Origin of the sequence: Phenylobacterium sp. LjRoot97, assembly GCF_964254345.1 — a bacterium.
Lineage (GTDB): Bacteria > Pseudomonadota > Alphaproteobacteria > Caulobacterales > Caulobacteraceae > Phenylobacterium.
In genome coordinates this window covers 19,067-38,893 of sequence record NZ_CAXUTH020000001.1, presented here as the reverse complement: position 1 = coordinate 38,893, position 19,827 = coordinate 19,067, and the positions used below count along the sequence as shown (strand labels likewise).

Genomic DNA, 19,827 nt, shown 5'->3' with positions numbered 1-19,827 from the left:
GGGATCCAAGCTGATTCCGTGATTTTCGAACGCCCCTTGGGTCCCCGCCTTCGCGGGGATGAGCGGGGCCTAGTCGATCGTGCGGGCTTCTTCCGGCAGCATGATCGGCACGCCGTCGCGGATCGGATAGGCGAGCTTGGCGCCGTTGCTGATCAGTTCACCGGCGTCGCGGTCATAGACCAGCGGCCCGTGGGTGACCGGGCAGACGAGGATTTCCAGCAGCCGCGGATCGACGTCGGCGGTCAGGGCGAGCGGGGCGAGGGCGTCGGACATGGCGCGCTTCTACTGGATCGACTGCGGGCCGTCATCGTCCGCTTCGAGACTGTCGATCTCGAGCAGGGCGGTCAGGGCTTCGCAGCGGTCGGCGACGGTGGGCGCCTCGAGCAACGCCTGCTTCTCGGCCGGCTCGAACGGCAGGCCCATGGCCAGCGAGGTCACCAGGCTCTCCAGCGGCGCGGTTTCGGCCGTCTCCCAGTCGATGTCGAGCTCACGTCGGTTCAGATAGCGCTTGAGCGCCCCGGCGAAGCGGTGGCGGTCGAAATCCGGGATCTCGGCGGCCTCGACGCTGAGGTCCTCGGCATAGGGCTCGAACTCGGCCCGGACCTGGCGGTAGGGCGTGGCCGCCGACAGCTCCTCGCGGACCAGGAAGCGGCAAACGCCGGTCAGGGTGATGAGGTAGCGCCCGTCGGAGGTCTCCGAGAAGCTGGTGACCCGGCCGGCGCAGGCGACGCTGGTCAGGTTGGGCCGTGTCCGGTCGCCGCCGGAACGGGTCTGGACCATGCCGATCATCCGGTCCCCGGCCATGACGTCGTCGATCATGTTCAGGTAGCGCGGCTCGAAGATCTGCAGCGGCAGGTCGCCGCCAGGCAGCAACAGCGCCCCGTCCAGCGGGAACACCGGGATCACCTGCGGAAGATCTGAAGCTCTGCGAAACGCGGCGGCCGGCATGATGCGGCCCTTCCTCATGAAAACAGGATGGATGAAAGCCGGCGGCGGCCGGCGCGGGTGATGTCCGAGCCGGAGCCCGCCGCCTCGAAGATGGTCAGCAGCTGCTTGCGGGCGGCCTCGTCGTTCCAGGCGCGGTCGGCGGCGATGATGGTCAGCAGATGATCGGCGGCCTGGTCCCAGGCGCCGCGGGCGGCCAGGGCCTTGGCGATCTCGTAGCGGGCCTCGTGGTCGTTCGCATCCTTGGCCAGGCGCTGTTCGAACTCGCCGGTCTCGCTGGGGCCTTCCTCGGCCAGGGCCAGGGCGGCGCGCACGCTGTCGAGGTCGGCGTCCTTGGCGCCCTCGGGGGCCATGGCGGCGACTTCCGCCGCCCGCTCGGCGTCGCCGCCGGCCAGGTAGCAGCGGGCGAGGCCGCCGATGGCCTTGACGTTGTCGGGCTCGGCCTGAAGCACCTGGGCGTAGGCCTGGGCCGCGCCGCCGACGTCGCCGACCTCCAGGCTCTCCTTGGCCATGGCCAGCAACTCGTCGGTGGCGTTGGCCGGGGCCTGGCCGGCGATGCGGTCGACGAACTGCTTCACCTGGCTGTCGGGCAGGGCGCCCATGAAGCCGTCCACCGGTCGGCCGCCGACGAAGGCGAACACCGCGGGGATCGACTGCACGCGCAGCTGGCCGGCGAACTGCGGGTTGGCGTCGATGTCGATCTTGACCAGCTTGACCTTGCCCTTGGCGGCCAGGACGTTCTTCTCAATCGACGGGCCGAGCTGGCGGCACGGGCCGCACCAGGTCGCCCAGAAGTCGACGATGACCGGGACATCCTTCGAGGCCTCGATGACGTCGGCCACGAAGCTGGCGTCGGTGCCGTCCTTGATCAGGTCGCCGGCGGCGGCTTGGGGCTGGGTCTCGCCGATCAGGCTCATGACAGGTCTTCCAAACGGGGGTTGTCGGGACGTAACGCGTCCGGGCGCTAAAATGGTCCCTTAGCGCCGCCGCTTCAACGGGGCTTTAGGCGTTCTCGACCACGGCCATGGCCGCGAAGTCGACGACCAGGGGGGCGATCCCCAGCGCCTGCAGGAACTTGGCGAAGCCGGCCCGCGAGACGCCGGTGGTGGCGGTGTTGGTCATCGGGTGGAAATTCACCCGCTCGGCCTCTGCGAGCCGGCGGTCGAGCACGAAGGTCGCGCGATGCTCGGCGTCGTTGATCAGCGCGAAGGCGGTGACCGAGCCCGGGGTGACGCCCAGCACCTCCTCCATCAACTCGGCCGAGCCGAACGACAGCCGCGCCGAGCCGATCACCGTGTGCAGCTGCTTGAGGTCGATCTGGGTGTCGTCCTGGGCCGAGATCAGCCACAGCCGGCCCTTGGCGTCCTTCAGGAACAGGTTCTTCGTGTGGGCGCCGGGGATGTCGTCCTTGATCCCCTCGCCCTCGCCGACCCGGAACACGGCCGAATGGTCGGTGGTGTCGTGCTCGACGCCGTGCGCGTCGAAGAAGGCGATGAGGTCGGACCGGGTCTTCATGGCGTCTGCTTAGCGCATGGCTGCTGTTGGCCGCTAGCGGCCGGCCGATCGCAGGTCTAGAGCAGTCGCAAGGACACAAGCTGGAGGAGCCCATGGAGCTCGAGTGCTATCCCACCGCCGAGCGGCCGCCGGAAATCGTGCCGGGACGGCCGCAGCGCGCCTGGATGGACCGCTTCGCCGAGCGCCACCCCTACCGCTGCCTGCCGCTGACCATGGCCAACACCACGGGATGGGAGATCCTCTGCCCGATGGCGTTCACCGCCGAGTGGAACGGCGGGGTGATGCAGGAGGACATCAAGATGGCCCCCGATCGCCCGCACCCGGACTTCCACAACTTCGTGAAAAGCCACTTCAGCCACGGGGTGATGACCTTCCACCCCGGCTACCTGTTCCGCACGCCGCCTGGCTGGTCGATGATCGCCCAGGGCCCGCCCAACCACGTCAAGGACGGCATCCAGCCGCTGGCCGGGCTGGTCGAGACCGAATGGCTGCCGTTCCCGTTCACGATGAACTGGATCTTCACCCGCCCGGGCCGCGTGCGCTTCGAGAAGGGCGAGCCCTTCTGCTTCATCACCCTGACCAAGGACCGCGAGCTGGCCGAGTTCCAGCCGGTGATCCGCGGCATGGACCGCAACCCGGAACTGCGCGGCCAGTACGACACCTGGGAGAAGCATCGCAGCGAGTTCAACAAGCGGATCTTCCGCGCCGACCCCGACGCCACCAAGGAAGCCTGGCAGCGCTACTACTTCCGCGGCGAGTTCCCGGAGGAGGTCGCCGAGGCCCCGAAAGACCACGTCAACAAGCGCCGTTTGAAGGCCCCGAAATTTGGCTGACAAAAAAAGCGATCGATGGTGTTGCCAACTTGCGGGCCCTCTGCCATAAGCCCGCTCTCGATTTTCGGGCGGCGCGGGAAACCAAATCGCTTCGGAGTGCGGGCGTAGCTCAGTGGTAGAGCACAACCTTGCCAAGGTTGGGGTCGAGAGTTCGAATCTCTTCGCCCGCTCCAATCGAAAATCGGACTAAGCAGGGGTCGCCTTCGGGCGGCCCTTTTGCGTTTCGGACAGGTCTTTCACCGGTCGAGTTGCGCATGAGATCGTGCGTGGTCTATAGCTCCCGGCGATGACCCTGGCTCTCGACCTTGCCGGCCTGACGAACGCGCGCCCCGCGGCGCCCGCGGCCGCCTGCGCGTCGAAAACCACCATGATGATTATTATTACCCCCACCATCGGGACGGGGCGAACGTACGCGCTTTAAAACAAGCCGACGGATCGCAAGATCAGGAACCCCGCTCCCGAACAGGCAGCGGGGTTTTTTGTTGCGCGCTCCGTCGGTCCCTCACCCTCGAAAGGACTGACCGCAATGGACCATGCCGAACTCTCACCCGATCCCGCCAGCGCCGGCCTGGCGGCCCGCCGCTTCGCCGCCGCGCTGGCGCATGAAGCCCTGCTCGAGCAAACCGCCCGCCTGGAGGCGACGCTCAGCGGCGGCCTGGAGTCGCTGCTGGCGGTCGAGCAGGCCCTGGACCTCGCCTGGCCGAGCGCAGCCCCGACCTGCGAGCTGATCTGGGCCGTGGAGCCCGCGCCCGAGGCCCTGCGACTGCGCGCGTTCGACGACGCCGGCCGGTTGCTGCTGGCTCAGGTCTATCCGGCCAAGGCGCTCAAACATGGCTGAGCGGCGGACCTTCCTGATCGAAGCGCGCCCGGAGGCCGACATCGTGCTGCGGGTGCTGGCCCCGTTCGCGGTGCAGGGCGCGCAGATCCTGACCCTGGCCGCCGAGCAGGGCGCGGAACGGACCTCGATCCGGCTGGAGGCGAGCGGCATGGGACCCGATGCCGCAGGTCTGCTCGTCGAAAGGTTGCGGGCTATGCCGTCGGTGACCACCGTCGGGCTGGGGTGGCGCGCCGGGACTTGAATTTATTTAGCGCAATGAGCCGTTTATTTACCGTGCCCACCTAGAACGCGCGCCTATTTCAGCCGCCGGGACGTGGTGCATAGTGTTCAAAGTGTTAAATTGCTTGGCGACAGAGCATGACCTGCGCCTGGTTGTTGTTGCTGGACTCGTGTGCTTTGGCGGTTGCTTCACCGCCTTTCGCTTATACTCTAGGATGCGGACCGCGTCGGGACACGGTGTGCGTGCGGCCTGGGTGCTGCTGACCGGCCTGGTCGCCGGCTGTTCGGTCTGGGCGACGCACTTCATCGCCATGCTGTCCTACGAGACCGGGCTGCGCTCGGGCTTCCTGCCGCTGGGCACGCTGGCCTCGCTGCTGATCGCCGGGGTGTTCATGGCGGCGGCCTTCGCCGCGCCGGCCTTTGCGCCTGGGCGGGCAGGCAAGATCGCGGGCGGCGTGCTCGCCGGCCTCGGGGTCGGGGCGATGCACTACACCGGCATGGGCGCCTATGTGACCGAGGGCGTGCTGGCCTGGGACCTCTCGATCGTGGCCGGTTCGGTCGTGGTCGGCGTCGGGGTGGCGCTGGCGGCGATGTTCGTGGCCCGCGACGCCTCGCGGCTGTCGCAGCAGCTGCTGGCCGGCCTGCTGCTGACCGTGGCGATTTGCAGCCTGCACTTCGCGGGCATGGGCGCGATCACCGTCGTGCCGGACCCGACCGTGAACGTCCCGGCCCAGCTGCTGTCGTCGGTGATGATGACCTTGGCCGTGGCGCTGATCGTCAGCCTGATCATCCTCGGCGGCCTCGGCGCGGTGCTGATCGAGGGCGGCGCCAACGCCCAGGCCCTGACCCGCATCCGCCGGCTGGCCGACGCCGCCTACGAGGGCATCGTGGTCGTGCAGGGCGACCGCATCCAGGACGCCAACGCCGCCTTCTGCGCCCTGGCCGGCGCGCCGCTGGCCGAACTGGCCGGCCGCCAGCTGACCGGCGAGATCCTGATGTTCGACGACGCCTCCTGCGTGGCCCACAACGCCCGCTGCGAAGGCGTCCTGCGCCCGGCCGGCGGCGGCGAAGACATTCCCGTCGAGACCTTCGGCCGGATGCTCGAGCAGCGTCGCGGCGCCGGCGAGGCGGGCGATGTCATGGTGCTGGCGGTTCGCGACCTGCGCGAGCGCCGCTCGGCCGAGGAGAAGATCCGCTACCTGGCCGAACACGACGGCCTGACCGGCCTGGCCAACCGCAACATGATGCAGGCCCGGCTGGCCCAGGCGCTCGAGCGGATCGCGATCACCGGCGAGACGCTGTCGGTGATCTGCATCGACCTCGACCACTTCAAGGAAGCCAACGACCTGCACGGCCACCTGGCCGGCGACGCCATCCTCACCGAGGTCGCCCGCCGCCTGCAGCAGGCGGTCGTCGCCCCGTCCTTCGCCGCCCGCCTGGGCGGCGACGAGTTCGTCGTCGTGCAGATCGGCGCCGACGACCAGCCGACCGCCGCGGCCGAGCTCTGCGCCAAGCTGCTGGACGTGCTGAGCGCGCCGGCGCCCTATGCCGACCAGGAGCTGCAGGTCGGCGCCAGCCTCGGCGTCAGCCTCTATCCCGACGACGGGGCGAGCGGCGAAGCGCTGCTGGCCAACGCCGACATGGCGCTCTACCGCGCCAAGGAGGACGGCCGCGGCAGCTACCGGTTCTTCAAGCGCGAGATGGACGAGTCGATCCGCGTGCGCCGGGCCCTGGCCCGCGAACTGCGCCAGGCGATCACGGCCGAGGAGCTGGTGCTGCACTATCAGCCGCTGGCCCGCGCCGAAGACGGCGAGGTCTGCGGCTACGAGGCGCTAGTCCGCTGGCGCCATCCGCAGCGCGGCCTGGTCGCGCCGATCGACTTCATCCCGGTGGCCGAGGAGAGCGGGCTGATCCTGCCGCTCGGCGAATGGGTGCTGCGCCGCGCCTGCGCCGACGCGGCCGCCTGGGACAAGCCGCTGCGCATCGCCGTCAACCTGTCGCCGGTGCAGCTGCACCAGGCCAACCTGCCGGCGGTGGTGCACGAGATCCTGGTCGAGACGGGCCTGGCCCCGCGCCGGCTGGAGCTGGAGATCACCGAGACCGCGTTGTTCAAGGACTATCAGCGCGCGCTCGACAACCTGCGGCGGCTGAAGGCGCTGGGCGTGCGCATCGCCATGGACGACTTCGGCACCGGCTTCTCGTCGCTCTCGACCCTGCAGTCGTTCCCGTTCGACAAGATCAAGATCGACAAGAGCTTCGTCGAGAACATCCACCGCCACGACCGGGCGACGGCCATCGTCAAGGCCGTGCTGGGCCTGGGCCGCAGCCTCGACATCCCGGTCACCGCCGAGGGCGTCGAGACGCTCGAACAGCTGGAGTTCCTGCGCGGCGAGGCCTGCGCCGAGGTTCAGGGCTATGCGATCGGCCGCCCGGCCCCGCTGACGGCGCCGGACGACTGGACCGAGGCCGAGCGCAAGGCCGGCTGACGCCCGCGCCCTTAAGGCGCGGGGCGCAGGACCCGCGGGCCGAGGTTGCTCATCACCGCCCGGGCGTCGAAGGCGCCGGGGTTGTCGGCCGGCTTGGCGCCGCGACGCATGACGATCTCGGCGCTGGCCTCGAACTTGGTCACCGTGCGGACGTCGACGCTGTTCGACCAGAAGGGGTCGCCCCAGTAGGGGTCCCAGGTCCGCCAGCCGTACGGGCCGCCGTAGTAGCGCCAGGCTGGGCGCCAGTAGCCGTAGCTCGGCCCGTACCAGGGGCTGTAGAACGGATCGCGGTCGATGTAGGTCTGGCGGTCGGCGTCGGTGTTGCGATCGACGATTTCGAACCAGTCGAAGCCCTGCTGCACGGTCAGCTCGGCGGCGCGGTAGAGCAGATAGCCCTCGACCGTCTCGCGCGAGGTCAGGCTGTTGCCGGAAAAGGTGACGCGGAACCGGTCGGTCTCGACCTGCTGCTCGGAATACCCGCCCTGGACCTTCTGGCCGGTGATGTTCGGCTGGTAAGGCGTGGCGGTCGTACAGGCGCCGAGCAGGGCCGTAAGGGCCAGGCTGGCGACAATGGCGGCGGATTTACGTGACATGACTTTCGGACCCGAATTTCCTCGTACCTCGAGGAAGGTGGCGCACTAGGGAAAAACACCTGGGCCTAATTATGGTTGCGCTTGTTAAGCTCCGCCAGCCTTGAGCGCCATCAACACCGCCGCGGTCAGCAGCAGCAGGCCGACGATCACCGCGAAGCCGCGGGCGAAGCGCGGCTCGGTCATCTTGGCGGCCAGCGCCGCCCCGCCCAGGCCGTAGGCGCTCATCGCCAGGACATCGAGGGTCAGGGTCGCGCAGGCGAACGCCGCCAGCTGGGCCGGCAGCGGCCGGGCCGGGTCGAGGAACGGCGGCAGCACGGCGGTGAAGAACAGCACCGCCTTCGGATTGGCGATCTGGACCGTGAAGCCGTCGAGATAGGCCGACTTCCCCTGCTTGAAGCTCCCGTGGCCGGGTTCGGCGTCGTGGCGGAACGCGCCGCGCAGCGATTTGACGCCCAGCCAGGCGATATACGCCGCGCCGGCGAAGGCCAGCAGGTGGAAGACCTGCGGAAACGCCAGGATCAGCGCGCCCAGCCCGAGGGCCGCGGCGCAGAACCAGACCAGGGTGGCGGTGTTCATGCCGGCCACCCCGACCAGGGCGGCGGCCTTGCCCTTCTGAGCCCCGGTGGCGATCGCGAACAGATTGGCCGGGCCGGGCGTCACGGCCATGACAGCCATCACGCCTAGAAAGGCGCCGTAGCGGGCGGGATCGACGGGCAGCTGCATGGGACTATCGGCCGGGCTGAAACGCAGAAATGCTGATTCCGCCCCGAGGTAATCCCCATTGCGCCTCTCGGATAGCTCTGCGAGTTGCGGCCGGCGAATTGGAGGGGCGATGGGTCCTGAGTTCTGGCTTTACGCCGCGGTCGGCTTCGCCGCCCAGCTGGTCGACGGCGCCTTGGGCATGGCCTACGGCGTGGTCTCGACGACCGTGCTGCTGGCCAACGGCGTGCCCCCGGCCAGCGCCTCGGCCAGCGTCCACGCGGCCAAGGTGTTCACGGGCGCAGCCTCGGCCGCCTCGCACATCGCCCACCGCAACGTCGATTGGCGGCTGCTGGCGTTGCTGTCGCTGGGCGGGGTCGTCGGCGGGGTCGCCGGCACCTACCTGCTGACCTCGGTCGACGGCGAGAAGATCAAGCCGTTCGTGGTCGGCTGGCTCGGCCTGATGGGGCTGGTGATCCTCTACCGCGCCTGGAAGGGCGCGCGACCCAAGCCGTTCTCCTGGAAGTCCCCCGCGCCGCTCGGCCTGGTGGGCGGGTTCTTCGACGCGGTCGGCGGCGGCGGCTGGGGCCCGGTGGTCACCTCGACCCTGCTGGGCTCGGGCGCCGACCCGCGCAAGGCGATCGGCACCACCAACGCGGCGGAGGCCTTCGTCGCCGCCGCCGTGTCGGCCGCCTTCCTGACCGCCCTGGTCACCGGCCACTGGCAGACCGAAGGCCTGGCCGATCACATGTGGTCGGTGCTGGGGCTGATCGCGGGCGGCGTGGTCGCCGCCCCCATCGCCGGCTGGATGACCAAGGTCATGCCGATCCGGGCGCTGACCTGGGTCGTGGGCTTCGTCGTCACCGGCCTGGCGATCTGGCAGGCGGTCGTGCTGTTCGGCTAGGCCCCGATGGTGGCCAGCGTCCAGATGACCCGCCCGGCCGCGCCCAGCAGCAGGACCGCCGCGGCCACGAACTGGATCAGGAAGCCGGCCTCGCGCTTCTTCGGGTCGGCCACATAGCCGAGCGCATAGAGGATCCGCCCGACGATCCAGACCACGCCCAGGCCGGCGGCGATCAGGTCGTTCCAGTAGATCGCGAACAGCCACAGGCCGACCAGGAAGATCGGCAGCCATTCCAGGGTGTTGTAGTGGACGCGGATGTGCCGCTCGAGGATCGGATCGCCGGTCATCGCCGGCGGCGAGATCCCGCTCTTGGCGCGGGCGCGGCCGACCCGCAGGCCCATCCAGAAGTAGGTCAGAAGCGCGGCGACGGTGACCAGCGCCACATAGCTGTGCGGTTGCATGTTTCCCCCTGAATCGGCCGGCGGACGCGGCCGTTGTGCGGCCAAGCTTGGCACGGCTCAGCGGCGCGGGGGAACACTTTCGCCCGCTCTGCGCGTTTAGGGGTGTCCACGGAGAATAGGAGGCCCCGCCATGCAGGTCGACTCCGAAGCGATCCGCGAGATCATCTACGACGAAGACCGGGCGAAGTTGTTCGTCACGTTCCATGACGGCGACAGCTACGTCTATGTCGGCGTCCCAGGCGAGGTGCACCGAAGTTTCCTGGACGCGGATTCCAAAGGCCGGTTCTTCGCCTATGAAATCCGCGACCAGTATCCCTACAACAAGGTCGACGCTTAGCCCCGACGGTCGCGCCTGGCGGCGACGCGCAGGCGCAGGGCGTTGAGCTTGATGAAGCCGGCGGCGTCGCGATGGTCGTACGCCACCTTGCCTTCTTCGAAGGTCACCAGGTCCTGGTCGTACAGCGAGTACGGGCTGGTGCGGCCGATGACCGTGACGTTGCCCTTGTAGAGCTTCACGCGCACCTGGCCGGTGACGTTCTTCTGGCTGAGGTCGATGGCGGCCTGCAGCATCTCGCGCTCGGGCGCGAACCAGAAGCCGTTGTAGATGAGCGATGCGTACTTCGGCATCAGCTCGTCCTTCAGGTGCATGGAGCCGCGGTCGAGGGTGATGCTCTCGATGCCGCGGTGCGCCGCCAGCAGGATGGTCCCGCCCGGGGTCTCGTAGACGCCGCGCGACTTCATGCCGACGAAGCGGTTCTCGACCAGGTCGAGGCGGCCGACGCCGTTGTCGTGGCCCAGCTGGTTCAGCTTGGTCAGCAGGGTGGCCGGGCTCATCTTGACGCCGTCGATGGCGACGGGGTCGCCGTTCTCGAAGTCCATGGTGAAGATGGTCGGCTCGTTCGGCGCGTCCTCGGGCGAGATGGTGCGCATGTGCACGAACTCGGGGGCCTCGACCGCCGGGTCCTCCAGCACCTTACCCTCGGACGAGGAGTGCAGCAGGTTGGCGTCGACGCTGAACGGGGCCTCGCCGCGCTTGTCCTTGGTGATCTGGATCTGGTGCTTCTCGGCGAAGTCCAGCAGCGCCTCGCGGGACTTGAAGTCCCACTCGCGCCACGGCGCGATCACGTGGATGTCGGGCTCGAGCGCGTAGTAGCCGAGCTCGAAGCGGACCTGGTCATTGCCCTTGCCGGTCGCGCCGTGGCTGACGGCGTCGGCGCCGGTCTGGCGGGCGATCTCGATCTGGCGCTTGGCGATCAGCGGCCGGGCGATCGAGGTGCCGAGCAGGTACTGGCCCTCATAGACGGTGTTGGCGCGGAACATCGGGAACACGAAGTCGCGCACGAACTCTTCGCGCACGTCCTCGATGAAGATGTTCTCGGGCTTCACGCCGGCGGCGAGCGCCTTGGCGCGGGCGGGTTCGATCTCCTCGCCCTGGCCGAGGTCGGCGGTGAAGGTCACGACCTCCGCCCCATACTCGGTCTGCAGCCACTTCAGGATGATCGAGGTGTCGAGCCCGCCGGAATAGGCCAGGACGACTTTTTTGATGGGGGGCGTGGTCGTGGTCATGCGCGGCACCCTGAGCCAGATCAGATTTGAGGCCGGCACCCTAAGCCAAGATCAAAACAATTGGATTGCAAATGCACCAACAATGAGGGCGAAGTTGGCATCTGATTCCAATCCGATGCTAGCTAGGGGCGCCTGGCGCCATGAAACTCGACGCCATCGATCGGCGCATCCTGCGCGCCCTGCAGCGTGACGGCCGCATGCAGAATATCGAACTCGCCAAGGAGGTGGGACTCTCGCCGTCGCCCTGCCTGCGGCGGGTGCGGCTGCTCGAGGACGCCGGGGTCATCGAGCGCTATGTGGCGGTGGTCGACGGGGCCAAGGTCGGGGTCGGGCTGACGGTGTTCGCGCGGGTCTGGTTCAAGACCCAGGACGCGGCGATGACCCACCAGTTCGCCGAGGCGGTGCGGCGCTTCCCCGAGGTGGTCGAATGCTATCTGACGACGGGCGAATGCGATGCGCTGCTGCGCATCGTCACCGCCGACCTCAACAGCTACTGGCGCTTCCAGGCCGACCACCTGACGCGGATCCCGAGCGTGCAGAGCGTGAAGACCGACGTGCCGATGGAGACCGTCAAGCGCAGCTACGAGATCCCGCTGACCTGACCTAGGACTTCAGCGAGCCTTCGGCGTCGAGCGTCGACAGCGCGCCCTTCAGCCACTGCAGGTGGACCATGGCGACGATCGCCGCCAGGGTCGCGCGCAGGCCGAAGAAGATGACGTTGGCCGACAGATCGGCGGCGTTGCGATGACCCCACAGCAGCGCCACCCCGACGACGAAGGCCACGGCGACGGGAACGATCAGCGCCAGGTTCCGCGGCAGCCGCCAGGTTCCGACCATCGGCACCATCACGCTCGCGTCCATGCGTCGCCAGGCCACCCGCGCGGCGCCGGCCATGATCGACAGGGCGATGATCCAAAGCGTGTCGGCGGCGATACTCAGCACATTCATCAGACGCTCACCTGGGTCCCCAGCTCCACCACGCGGCCGGGCGGAATCTTGTAGAAGTCGGTCGGGTTTGCCGCGTTTTTCATGAGGAAAATGAAGATCTTGTCCTGCCAAAGCGGCATGCCCGACTGCGCCGACGGAATGATCGAGCGCCGGCCGAGGAAGAAGCTCGTGGCCATGATGTCGAACTTCAGGCCGAGCTTGCGGCAGAGGCCCAGCGCCTTGGGCAGGTTGGGGCTCTCCATGAAGCCGTAGGAGATGAAGACCTTCTTGAAGTCGTCGTTGACCGGCTCGATGCGGATTCGGTCGTCCTCGCGCACCCGCGGGGTCTCGGCCGTGACCACGGTCAGGATGATGTTCTTCTCGTGCAGGACCTTGTTGTGCTTGAGGTTGTGCATGAGGGCGACCGGCGCGATGTCGGGGTCGGAGGTCAGGAAGATCGCCGTGCCGGGCGCGCGGTGCGGCGCGCGGGCCTTGAGGATCTCGGACAGCTCGACCAGGGGCACGGAGTCGCGCCGGGTCTTGTCCGAGAGGATCTGGGCGCCGCGGGTCCAAGTCCACATGATCAGCACCAGGAAGGCGCCCATGACCAGCGGCATCCAGGCCCCGTCCGGGATCTTCAGCAGGTTGGAGCCGATGAACACTACGTCGATGACGCCGAACGCCCCGGCGCCGAGCGCGGCCTGCCAGACCGGCCGCTTCCACATGTGGCGGATGATCACGAAGAACAGCAGGGTGTCGACGAACATCGCCCCGGTCACCGCGATGCCGTAGGCCGCGGCGAGCGACGACGAGGTCTGGAAGGTGAACAGCAGGATCAGCACGCCGATCATCAGGTAGGTGTTCACCTGCGGCACGAAGATCTGGCCGGCCTGGGTCTCGGAGGTGCGGCGGATGTCGATGCGCGGCAGCAGGCCGAGCTGCACCGCCTGCTGGGTCATCGAGAAGGCGCCGGTGATCACCGCCTGGCTGGCGATGACGGTGGCGGCGGTGGCCAGCACCAGCACCGGCCAGTAGGCCAGCTCCGGGACCATCTCCCAGAACGGATTGAAGCGCGCCTCGGTGTGGGCCAGCACGTTGGCCCCCTGGCCGAGATAGTTCAGCGCCAGGCAGGGCAGGGCGAAGAACAGCCACGAAGCCCGGATCGGCTTCAGTCCGAAGTGGCCCATGTCGGCGTAGAGCGCCTCGGCGCCGGTGACCGCCAGGAACACGCTGCCGAGGATCACGAACCCGACCCAGCTGTTGTCGAACAGGAACATCACCCCGTAGTGCGGGCTGAAGGCCTGCAGGATCGACCAGTCGTCGGAGATGTGGAACACGCCGAGCCCGCCGAGCACCAGGAACCAGGCGGCCATGATCGGGCCGAAGAACGCCGCGACCCGGTGGGTGCCGCGGGCCTGGACCATGAACAGCGCGACCAGCACGCCGGCGGCGATCGGCACCAGGTAGGGCTCGATGCCGGCCCCGACGCCGGGTGCTTCCTTGAGGCCCTCGACCGCCGAGAGCACCGAGATCGCCGGGGTGATGATGCCGTCGCCGTAGAACAGCGCCGCGCCGATCACCCCCAGGAAGAACACCCAGGTCGAACGCTTGGGCAGGTGGCGCTGGGCCAGGGCCATCAGGGCCAGGGTGCCGCCCTCGCCCTTGTTGTCGGCCCGCATCAGGAAGACGACGTATTTGATCGTGACGATGAGCACGAGCGCCCAGATCACCAGCGACACGACGCCGAGCACGGCCAGCTCGCTGGCCCCGCCGGAGCGCGAGTGGTGCAGCGCTTCCTTCATCGCGTAGAGCGGGCTGGTGCCGATGTCGCCGAACACGACGCCGATCGCCCCCAAGGCCAGGGCGGCGAAGCTTTCCCGCTTGTGGGAGTGAGATTCCTCGGTCGCTTCTTGAGCGACGGCGGCTGAGTCAGCCATTCAAGGTCTCCGGGAACACGACAGAGGCTCCCACGCGCGGCCCGATGCCGCAAAGGCGGGCGCGATTACACCCAATCTCGCCAGCGTACAATCGCCACGTGCCGGCGTCACGCCGCCGCGAGCGGTGCAGACCCCTGTCCGGCTTGACCTTGCCTGCGGTTTCGCCACCTTCGCCCTGTTCGGGACGCAAGGGGCGCAGATGGACCGCAGATTGGCGCTGGTGACGGGAGCCTCGGCCGGGATCGGCGCGGCTTTCGCCAAGATCTACGCCAGCCACGGCTACGACGTGGCCCTGACCGCCCGCCGGACCGACCGGCTGGAGCGGCTGGCCGAGGAGATCCGCCTGGGCCATGGGGTCGAGACGCTGGTCTTCGCCGCCGACCTTTCCGATCCTGACGCGCCGGGCCTGATCCTCGACCATCTGGCCGCCCACGGCCGGGGGGTCGACGTGCTGATCAACAACGCCGGCTACGGCGTGCCGGGCGCCTTCCTCGAGTCCTCGTGGGAGGCGCACGAGGCGTTCCTCCGGGTGATGCTGACCGCGCCGACCGAGCTCGCCTACCGGGTGCTGTCGGGGATGGTCGAGCGCCGCTTCGGCCGCATCGTCAACGTCGCCTCGCTGGCCGGACTGATCCCCGGCTCGCCCGGCGCGACGCTCTACGGGGCGGTGAAGAGCTACCTGATCAAGGCCTCGCAGAGCCTGCACCTGGAGACCCTCGACAAGGGCGTGCACGTCAGCGCGCTGTGCCCGGGCTTCACCTATTCGGAATTCCACGACGTCAACGACACCCGCGAGCAGATCAGCCGCAGCGCCCCGCCGTGGATGTGGCTGGGGGCCGACGAGGTCGCCGCCGCCGGCTACGAGGCGGCCGAGGCGAACCGGTCGATCTGCGTGCCCGGCGCGCCCAACAAGGCCATCGCCGCGGGGGTCAAGCTGCTGCCCGACGAGTGGGCGCTGGCGCTGATGGCTTCGCAGGGGCCGCGCTTCCGCGGCAAGCTCTGAGCCTATCGGCAGGCCGCGCGGGAAAACCGCCGATAGGGGCGGATTCTGACGATAGGGCGGCGTTTTGCCCGCCGTTCGCGACGCGAGCGGCAGGTTTTCGCCTGCGGGGCCGCAGGAAGCTGACGATCCCATTGCTCCCCGGTTGGGGGAGCTGTCAGCCGTATGGCTGACTGAGGGGGCTTGCAGACTCAGCAGGCCCCCTCCGTCGCGCTACGCGCGCCACCTCCCCCAGCGGGGGAGGAACTAAGGATCAGCTACTTCGCGTAGGGGGCGGCGGCTTCGCGCAGGATGACGCCGGCGGTCGACTCGGCGATGCCGGCGATGATGAACTGGACGGCGAGCGCGCAGAGGATCAGGCCGAGCACGCGCACGACGATGGTCAAGCCGATCCGGCCGAGCATGCGGGTGATCAGCGGCGTCGCCCAGAAGATCAGCATGGTCACGATCGAGATCGCGGCGATGACCGCCACGCCGGCCGCCGCGCCGCCGAGCCCGAACTTCTTGGCCTCGCTGGCGTAGATCACCACGGTCGAGATCGCGCCGGGGCCGATCAGCAGCGGCATCGCGAACGGGACGATCATCCGCTCGAAGCGGCGGCGGGCCTGGGCGCGGTCGCCGCCGGTCGGGGCTTCCTCGTCGGCGGCGCCGGCGAAGGCGGCGGTGAAGTCGTCGCGGGCCATCTCCAGGCCGAGCAGGAACAGGATCACCCCGCCGGCGATGCGGAAGGCGGCCAGCGAGATGCCGAAGAACTCCAGCAGCGCCAGGCCCGAGAAGTAGAAGAAGGTCAGGAAGCCGAGCACGAACAGCGCGATGTAGACCGAGATGAACCGCGCCTCGCGGGGCTTCACGCCGTTGGTCGCCGCCGCGAACAGCGGGACGTTGCCGATCGGGTCGATCAGCGCGAACAGCGCGACGAAGAAGTTGACGGCGAAGTCCCACTGGCTCATGCAGATTTCTTAGCCCATTTCGCTACGCTCGCCGACCGCCCGCTGCGGCGGCGCGCGCCTGCCTGAAAGGACGCCGCCATGGCCGTCACCGAAGCTCCCGTGCGCGCCGACCCGCGCCTGATCGTCCCGCTGGACGTGCCCACCGTGACCGAGGCGCGCGCCCTGGTCGAGTCGCTGGGCGAGGCGGTCAGCTTCTACAAGGTGGGCTTGGAGCTGTTCGCGACCGGCGGCGGCATGACCCTGGCCCAGGAGCTGAAGATCCAGGGCAAGCAGGTGTTCCTCGACTGGAAGCTCCACGACATCGGCACCACGGTCCAGCGCTCGGCCGCGGTGCTGGCCGAGACCGGCTGCGATTTCCTGACCGTCCACGCCGAGCCGCAGGTGCTGAAGGCCGCCGTGCAGGGGCGCGGCCGCTCGAACCTGAAGATCCTCGGGGTGACGGTGCTGACCAGCCTGACCGACGCCGACCTGGTGGAGATGGGCTTTTCCGAGAGCGCCCGCGCGCTGGTCGAGCGCCGCATCCACCACGCCATCGCCGCCGGCGCCGACGGGGTGATCGCCAGCCCGCACGAGGCCGAGCTGGCCCGCAAGCTGGGCGGCAAGGACTTCCTGGTGGTCACGCCCGGCGTGCGCCCCGACTGGTCGGCGAAGAACGACCAGGCGCGCGCCGCGACCCCGGCCGACGCCCTGCGCGCCGGCGCCAGCCACATCGTCTGCGGCCGGCCGATCACGGCGGCCAACGACCCGCACGCCGCCGCCCTGCGGGTGGCCGGCGAGATGGCGGGGGTCTGAATTGACGCCAATTGCTCCCCCTCTGGGGGAGCTGTCAGCGCAGCTGACTGAGGGGGGTTGCTGACTCAGCAGGCCCCCTCCGTCGCGCTACGCGCGCCACCTCCCCCAGCGGGGGAGGAACTAAGAATATCAACGGGGGGCGACGACCGGGCGGCCGGGCGGGTTGCGCCAGCCGCTGTCATAGTCCCAGCGCCGGGCGCCGACGAAGCGCCCGTCGGACATGTAGCCGCCGTTCCAGGAACCGCCCGGCCAATAGCCGCCGGGCCAATACTCGCCCGGCCAGACGCCGTCGGCGAGATAGCCGCCGACCCCGCTCGAATAGCTGGACGACGAGGAGCTGTAGCTCACCTCGCCGCCGCCGGAGGCGCAGCAGCCCTGTCCGGGCCAGCCATAGTTCTGCGAGGCGTAGCCGTAGGTGGGGATCTGGTAGCCGCCATAGCCGCCGCAGTTGCAGGGCATGGGCGGGGCGTAGGACTGGGCGTAGTCGTAGGCCGGCGGCTGGTAGACGTCCGGCCCCACCGCCTGGCGACGGAACTCTTCCTCGTAATAGTCGGGCCCGTTCGGATCGCCCCAGCTGTAGCGATAGCCGCCGTTCTGGTCGTCGCCCCAGGACTCGTAGTTGGGCGCCGGGCCGCCCTGGGGAGCCGGCGGGCCATAGGCCTGCTGGAAGGGCGCCTGCTGCATGGGGGCCTGCTGCATGGGCGCCTGCTGGGGCGCGACCTGCTGGGCGGGCCGGAAGTCCTGCGGGGCCTGGCCCATAGGCGCTTGCCCCTGAGGGGCCTGGCCGGGCGGCACATAGGGCTGAGGCGCCTGACCCGGAGGCGCAAAGCGGGGCACATGGTCCTGCGGCACGGGCTGGGCCTGCGCCGCCCCGGCGGCCGCCAGGGCCAGGCCGATGATCATGCCGGTCGATCGCCGCATCGTCGTCTCCGCGTTCGAAACCTGTCGGCGGCAGTCTAGACGCGGCGGACGCGCAGCGCGACGGATTGCGCCTGTCGCGGGAACCTCAGGGTTTAGAAATCAACCGCTATGCCCTTGCGCTCCCAGTCGCCGAAGCGGGTCGGCTCGGGTCCCGACGGGCCGCCGAGCTCGGACTCGCGAGCCTGGCGCTCCTGTTCGGCGGCGTGGCGCGCGGCCGCCTCTTCCAGGGCGCGGCGGGCGGCGGGGGTCAGCACCTTCCCCGGGGCGGCGTTGGGCGGTTCGCTCATGAGAGGGAGATAGAGCCTGACGGCGTCGGGCGCCAGACCGCCGGTCGGAACCACGCCCCCGACCCGGTGATTTCCCTGCAGCGACGAATGCAAAGGAGATCCCGATGCCTGACCTGGCCAAGCCCACCTGCGACGAGATCATCGCCCTTGAGCGGTCCTACTGGGACGCGATGAAAGCCAAGGACGGCGGACGCACCGCCGAGCTTTCGGGCGACCACAGCCTGGTCACCGGCGCCCGCGGCGTGATGAGCATCGCTAAGGACAAGATGGGCAAGATGACCGAGGAGGGCGGCTGGGCGCTCAACGCCTACGAGTTCGACGACGTCGAAGTCGCCACGCCGGCGCCGAACGTGGCGATCATCGCCTATACGGTGCGCCAGAACGTGACGATGGACGGCAAGACGGCCGACCTGCACGCCGCCGACAGCTCGACCTGGGTCAAGGGTCCCAAGGGCTGGGAGTGCCATGCCCACAGCGAGACCTTCCTCGACGACAAGAAGGCGGCGTAGCGGCGCCATCTCGTCGGCGGGGCTAGCCGAGCAGGCCCTTGGCGGCGACGGCCTTGAGGCGCAGGCCGTCGATCTCGCGGAAGGCCAGGTCCTTGGCCCCGAAGTATTCGGCCTGGTTGGTCGCGTTCCAGTCGGTGGTGGCGATGTGGACCGTGTCGCCCGTCGGGGCGGCGACCTGCTCGCCATAGAGGAAGTCGCCGTTGCGCTGATCGAGCGGCATCGGGCGGTCCTGGTTGGCGCGGGCCATGAAGCCGGCGAGCCGTTCGCGCGACACCTCGGCGACCATCAGCTTGCCCTCGAAGCGGACCACGGCGTCGAAGGCGTGGCGCGAGACCGGGCCGGCCGGCAGGCCGGTCCCGAGCGTGGTGTGGCCGATGAAGCCGGCCTCGGCGCCGGCCGCCTTGGCCATGGCGGCGGCGACCGCCCGGCCGGTGTCGCCGAGCGAGAGCGCGGCGCGCGAGGTCCCGAGCACGGCGCGTTCCTCGTCGGTCAGGCTGCGGGCCAGCACGGCGGGGATCAGCTGCGCCAGCGCCGGGGCGAGCGGGCCGTCGAGGGCGACCGGGACCGAGACCGCGTCGTCCGGGCCGGCGGCGCGCAGGGCCACGGCGGTGTAGGCGTTGCTCCACGAGCCGGTGTGCGCATAGAGGCTGCGCCCCTGGCGATGCTGGAAGAGCAGGTGGTTGTGGCCGCCGATCATCAGCGTCCCGTCCGGCAGCAGGGGCAGGATCTCGCGGTCGGGGGCGACGCCGGCGTGGCTCATGACCATGGCGAGGTCGGCGCCGGCCAGCGCCTGGGCGAGGTTGGCGCGGGCCCACTCGCCGGGAACCGGGATCTGCAGGGTCGGACGGCTGACGGCCGGATAGGTGTTGATCGAGTTGGTCGCCACCCCGACCACGCGCAGGGTGCGCCTGCCGAGCGGCAGGTCGGCCTGGGCCGGGGCGCAGGGCGCGCCGGTGCGGGCGTCGACGATGTTGGAGACTACGCTCACGCCCAGGCCGCGCAGGCGGGCGACGACCTCGGCGAGGTCGGTGGTGATGTCGTTGTCGTGATTGCCGAGATTGACCACGGTCGGGGCGATCTTCGGCAGGGCGGCCAGGAACGCCCAGTCGATCTCGCCGTTCGAGCGCACGGCCGCGACATTGCCGTGCTCGAAGATGTCGCCGTCGATGGCGATGACATGCGGGACCCTGTGGGCCGCGACCTCGGCGGCCAGGGCGGCGAGCAGCTGGCCGGTGCGCTCATAGGCCGAATGCAGGTCGGACATCGCCAGCACGCGGCCGACGACGGGCGCGCGGGCGGCGAAGCCGGTCAGCAGCGGGGTGGCGGCGAGGCCGGCCAGCAGCCGGCGGCGATCGGTGAAGAGGGCGTGAGACACGAGGCCTGATTTCCACCAAATCGGCGGTCAGGCAATGCGCGGCAGGACGCCGCGATGCGTGATTGTGGTCACGTCGTGAAAATTTCACGAGTCGAACGCCGTTTTGTATTGGCTCTTTTGTGCGCTGCAA

The 19,827-nt window shown here is 69.2% G+C and carries 24 protein-coding genes and 1 tRNA gene; 11 read left to right on the top strand and 14 right to left on the bottom strand.

The features are described 5' to 3' along the window. Window positions 1–69: 69 nt before the first annotated feature. The 4 genes from ACSQ2H_RS00175 to ACSQ2H_RS00160 all read right to left on the bottom strand — a co-directional run bounded on the left by ACSQ2H_RS00175 (window position 70) and on the right by ACSQ2H_RS00160 (window position 2,460). Window positions 70–273 carry a Trm112 family protein gene (locus ACSQ2H_RS00175; protein ID WP_436059474.1) on the bottom strand — a complete coding sequence of 68 codons (204 nt, stop codon included), beginning with the start codon at window positions 271–273 and terminating at the stop codon, window positions 70–72. A gap of 9 nt (window positions 274–282) precedes the next feature. Next, window positions 283–948, bottom strand: a complete 666-nt coding sequence (locus tag ACSQ2H_RS00170) for an LON peptidase substrate-binding domain-containing protein (RefSeq protein ID WP_436059473.1) — start codon at window positions 946–948, stop codon at window positions 283–285. A 14-nt stretch (window positions 949–962) separates the two neighbouring features. After that, on the bottom strand, window positions 963–1,862 hold the full coding sequence (locus ACSQ2H_RS00165) for a tetratricopeptide repeat protein (protein WP_436059472.1): 900 nt from the start codon (window positions 1,860–1,862) through the stop codon (window positions 963–965). An 85-nt stretch (window positions 1,863–1,947) separates the two neighbouring features. Beyond that, on the bottom strand, window positions 1,948–2,460 hold the full coding sequence (locus ACSQ2H_RS00160; RefSeq protein WP_436059471.1) for a prolyl-tRNA synthetase associated domain-containing protein: 513 nt from the start codon (window positions 2,458–2,460) through the stop codon (window positions 1,948–1,950). Between the two features lie 92 nt (window positions 2,461–2,552). Between ACSQ2H_RS00160 and ACSQ2H_RS00155 the strand changes: the two genes are divergently transcribed. The 5 genes from ACSQ2H_RS00155 (at window position 2,553) to ACSQ2H_RS00135 (ending at window position 6,836) form a co-directional block, all read left to right on the top strand. Continuing rightward, window positions 2,553–3,293 carry a DUF6065 family protein gene (locus tag ACSQ2H_RS00155; protein WP_436059470.1) on the top strand — a complete coding sequence of 247 codons (741 nt, stop codon included), beginning with the start codon at window positions 2,553–2,555 and terminating at the stop codon, window positions 3,291–3,293. A gap of 98 nt (window positions 3,294–3,391) precedes the next feature. Then, window positions 3,392–3,466, top strand: a tRNA-Gly gene (locus ACSQ2H_RS00150). 353 nt (window positions 3,467–3,819) lie between these two features. Next, on the top strand, window positions 3,820–4,131 hold the full coding sequence (locus ACSQ2H_RS00145) for a hypothetical protein (protein WP_436059469.1): 312 nt from the start codon (window positions 3,820–3,822) through the stop codon (window positions 4,129–4,131). Further along, window positions 4,124–4,372, top strand: a complete 249-nt coding sequence (locus ACSQ2H_RS00140) for a hypothetical protein (protein WP_436059468.1) — start codon at window positions 4,124–4,126, stop codon at window positions 4,370–4,372. Before ACSQ2H_RS00145 ends, ACSQ2H_RS00140 begins: the two co-directional genes overlap by 8 nt. An 82-nt stretch (window positions 4,373–4,454) precedes the next feature. Continuing rightward, the gene (locus ACSQ2H_RS00135; RefSeq protein ID WP_436059467.1) at window positions 4,455–6,836 is read left to right on the top strand and encodes a bifunctional diguanylate cyclase/phosphodiesterase; all 2,382 of its coding nucleotides are present in this window, start codon (window positions 4,455–4,457) and stop codon (window positions 6,834–6,836) included. 11 nt (window positions 6,837–6,847) lie between these two features. Here the strand turns inward: ACSQ2H_RS00135 and ACSQ2H_RS00130 are convergent, their stop codons facing one another. Together ACSQ2H_RS00130 and ACSQ2H_RS00125 are read right to left on the bottom strand one after the other, a co-directional pair. Further along, the gene (locus ACSQ2H_RS00130) at window positions 6,848–7,429 is read right to left on the bottom strand and encodes a CC0125/CC1285 family lipoprotein (protein WP_436059466.1); all 582 of its coding nucleotides are present in this window, start codon (window positions 7,427–7,429) and stop codon (window positions 6,848–6,850) included. Window positions 7,430–7,513: 84 nt separating this feature from the next. Then, on the bottom strand, window positions 7,514–8,152 hold the full coding sequence (locus tag ACSQ2H_RS00125; RefSeq protein WP_436059465.1) for a LysE family translocator: 639 nt from the start codon (window positions 8,150–8,152) through the stop codon (window positions 7,514–7,516). 109 nt (window positions 8,153–8,261) lie between these two features. Between ACSQ2H_RS00125 and ACSQ2H_RS00120 the strand changes: the two genes are divergently transcribed. Further along, entirely contained in the window at window positions 8,262–9,032 is a 771-nt protein-coding gene (locus tag ACSQ2H_RS00120; RefSeq protein ID WP_436059464.1) for a sulfite exporter TauE/SafE family protein, read from the top strand. On the opposite strand, the gene ACSQ2H_RS00115 is transcribed toward ACSQ2H_RS00120, so the two are convergent. Then, the gene (locus tag ACSQ2H_RS00115; protein WP_436059463.1) at window positions 9,029–9,433 is read right to left on the bottom strand and encodes an MAPEG family protein; all 405 of its coding nucleotides are present in this window, start codon (window positions 9,431–9,433) and stop codon (window positions 9,029–9,031) included. The genes ACSQ2H_RS00120 and ACSQ2H_RS00115 overlap by 4 nt on opposite strands. Window positions 9,434–9,563: 130 nt before the next feature. Between ACSQ2H_RS00115 and ACSQ2H_RS00110 the strand changes: the two genes are divergently transcribed. Further along, window positions 9,564–9,770 (top strand): KTSC domain-containing protein, encoded by a 207-nt coding sequence (locus ACSQ2H_RS00110; protein ID WP_436059462.1) that lies wholly within the window; start codon window positions 9,564–9,566, stop codon window positions 9,768–9,770. Here the strand turns inward: ACSQ2H_RS00110 and ACSQ2H_RS00105 are convergent. Continuing rightward, window positions 9,767–10,999 carry an argininosuccinate synthase gene (locus ACSQ2H_RS00105; RefSeq protein ID WP_436059461.1) on the bottom strand — a complete coding sequence of 411 codons (1,233 nt, stop codon included), beginning with the start codon at window positions 10,997–10,999 and terminating at the stop codon, window positions 9,767–9,769. The genes ACSQ2H_RS00110 and ACSQ2H_RS00105 overlap by 4 nt on opposite strands. A 140-nt stretch (window positions 11,000–11,139) precedes the next feature. Here ACSQ2H_RS00105 and ACSQ2H_RS00100 point away from each other — a divergent pair, with 140 nt between their 5' ends. Further along, a complete protein-coding gene (locus ACSQ2H_RS00100; RefSeq protein WP_436059460.1) occupies window positions 11,140–11,601 on the top strand; it encodes an Lrp/AsnC family transcriptional regulator in 462 nt (153 codons plus the stop codon). A 1-nt stretch (window position 11,602) separates the two neighbouring features. On the opposite strand, the gene ACSQ2H_RS00095 is transcribed toward ACSQ2H_RS00100, so the two are convergent. Together ACSQ2H_RS00095 and ACSQ2H_RS00090 are read right to left on the bottom strand one after the other, a co-directional pair. After that, on the bottom strand, window positions 11,603–11,947 hold the full coding sequence (locus ACSQ2H_RS00095) for a hypothetical protein (protein ID WP_436059459.1): 345 nt from the start codon (window positions 11,945–11,947) through the stop codon (window positions 11,603–11,605). Next, window positions 11,947–13,863 (bottom strand): potassium transporter Kup, encoded by a 1,917-nt coding sequence (locus ACSQ2H_RS00090; protein WP_436059458.1) that lies wholly within the window; start codon window positions 13,861–13,863, stop codon window positions 11,947–11,949. The genes ACSQ2H_RS00095 and ACSQ2H_RS00090 overlap by 1 nt, the downstream gene beginning before the upstream one ends. Window positions 13,864–14,062: 199 nt before the next feature. On the opposite strand from ACSQ2H_RS00090, the gene ACSQ2H_RS00085 reads away from it, so the two are divergent. Then, a complete protein-coding gene (locus ACSQ2H_RS00085; RefSeq protein ID WP_436059457.1) occupies window positions 14,063–14,866 on the top strand; it encodes an SDR family NAD(P)-dependent oxidoreductase in 804 nt (267 codons plus the stop codon). Window positions 14,867–15,120: 254 nt separating this feature from the next. Here the strand turns inward: ACSQ2H_RS00085 and ACSQ2H_RS00080 are convergent, their stop codons facing one another. Continuing rightward, window positions 15,121–15,813 (bottom strand): MarC family protein, encoded by a 693-nt coding sequence (locus tag ACSQ2H_RS00080; RefSeq protein ID WP_436059456.1) that lies wholly within the window; start codon window positions 15,811–15,813, stop codon window positions 15,121–15,123. A gap of 99 nt (window positions 15,814–15,912) precedes the next feature. On the opposite strand from ACSQ2H_RS00080, the gene pyrF reads away from it, so the two are divergent. Continuing rightward, the gene (pyrF, locus tag ACSQ2H_RS00075; protein WP_436063516.1) at window positions 15,913–16,605 is read left to right on the top strand and encodes an orotidine-5'-phosphate decarboxylase; all 693 of its coding nucleotides are present in this window, start codon (window positions 15,913–15,915) and stop codon (window positions 16,603–16,605) included. A 129-nt stretch (window positions 16,606–16,734) separates the two neighbouring features. Here the strand turns inward: pyrF and ACSQ2H_RS00070 are convergent, their stop codons facing one another. Further along, the gene (locus tag ACSQ2H_RS00070; protein ID WP_436059455.1) at window positions 16,735–17,526 is read right to left on the bottom strand and encodes a hypothetical protein; all 792 of its coding nucleotides are present in this window, start codon (window positions 17,524–17,526) and stop codon (window positions 16,735–16,737) included. Window positions 17,527–17,618: 92 nt separating this feature from the next. Next, window positions 17,619–17,813 (bottom strand): DUF1674 domain-containing protein, encoded by a 195-nt coding sequence (locus tag ACSQ2H_RS00065; RefSeq protein ID WP_436063515.1) that lies wholly within the window; start codon window positions 17,811–17,813, stop codon window positions 17,619–17,621. Between the two features lie 104 nt (window positions 17,814–17,917). Here ACSQ2H_RS00065 and ACSQ2H_RS00060 point away from each other — a divergent pair, with 104 nt between their 5' ends. Then, complete coding sequence (locus ACSQ2H_RS00060; RefSeq protein WP_436059454.1) at window positions 17,918–18,322, top strand: nuclear transport factor 2 family protein; 405 nt, start codon at window positions 17,918–17,920, stop codon at window positions 18,320–18,322. A gap of 22 nt (window positions 18,323–18,344) precedes the next feature. On the opposite strand, the gene ACSQ2H_RS00055 is transcribed toward ACSQ2H_RS00060, so the two are convergent. After that, window positions 18,345–19,697, bottom strand: a complete 1,353-nt coding sequence (locus tag ACSQ2H_RS00055; protein WP_436059453.1) for a metallophosphoesterase — start codon at window positions 19,695–19,697, stop codon at window positions 18,345–18,347. Window positions 19,698–19,827: the final 130 nt, after the last annotated feature.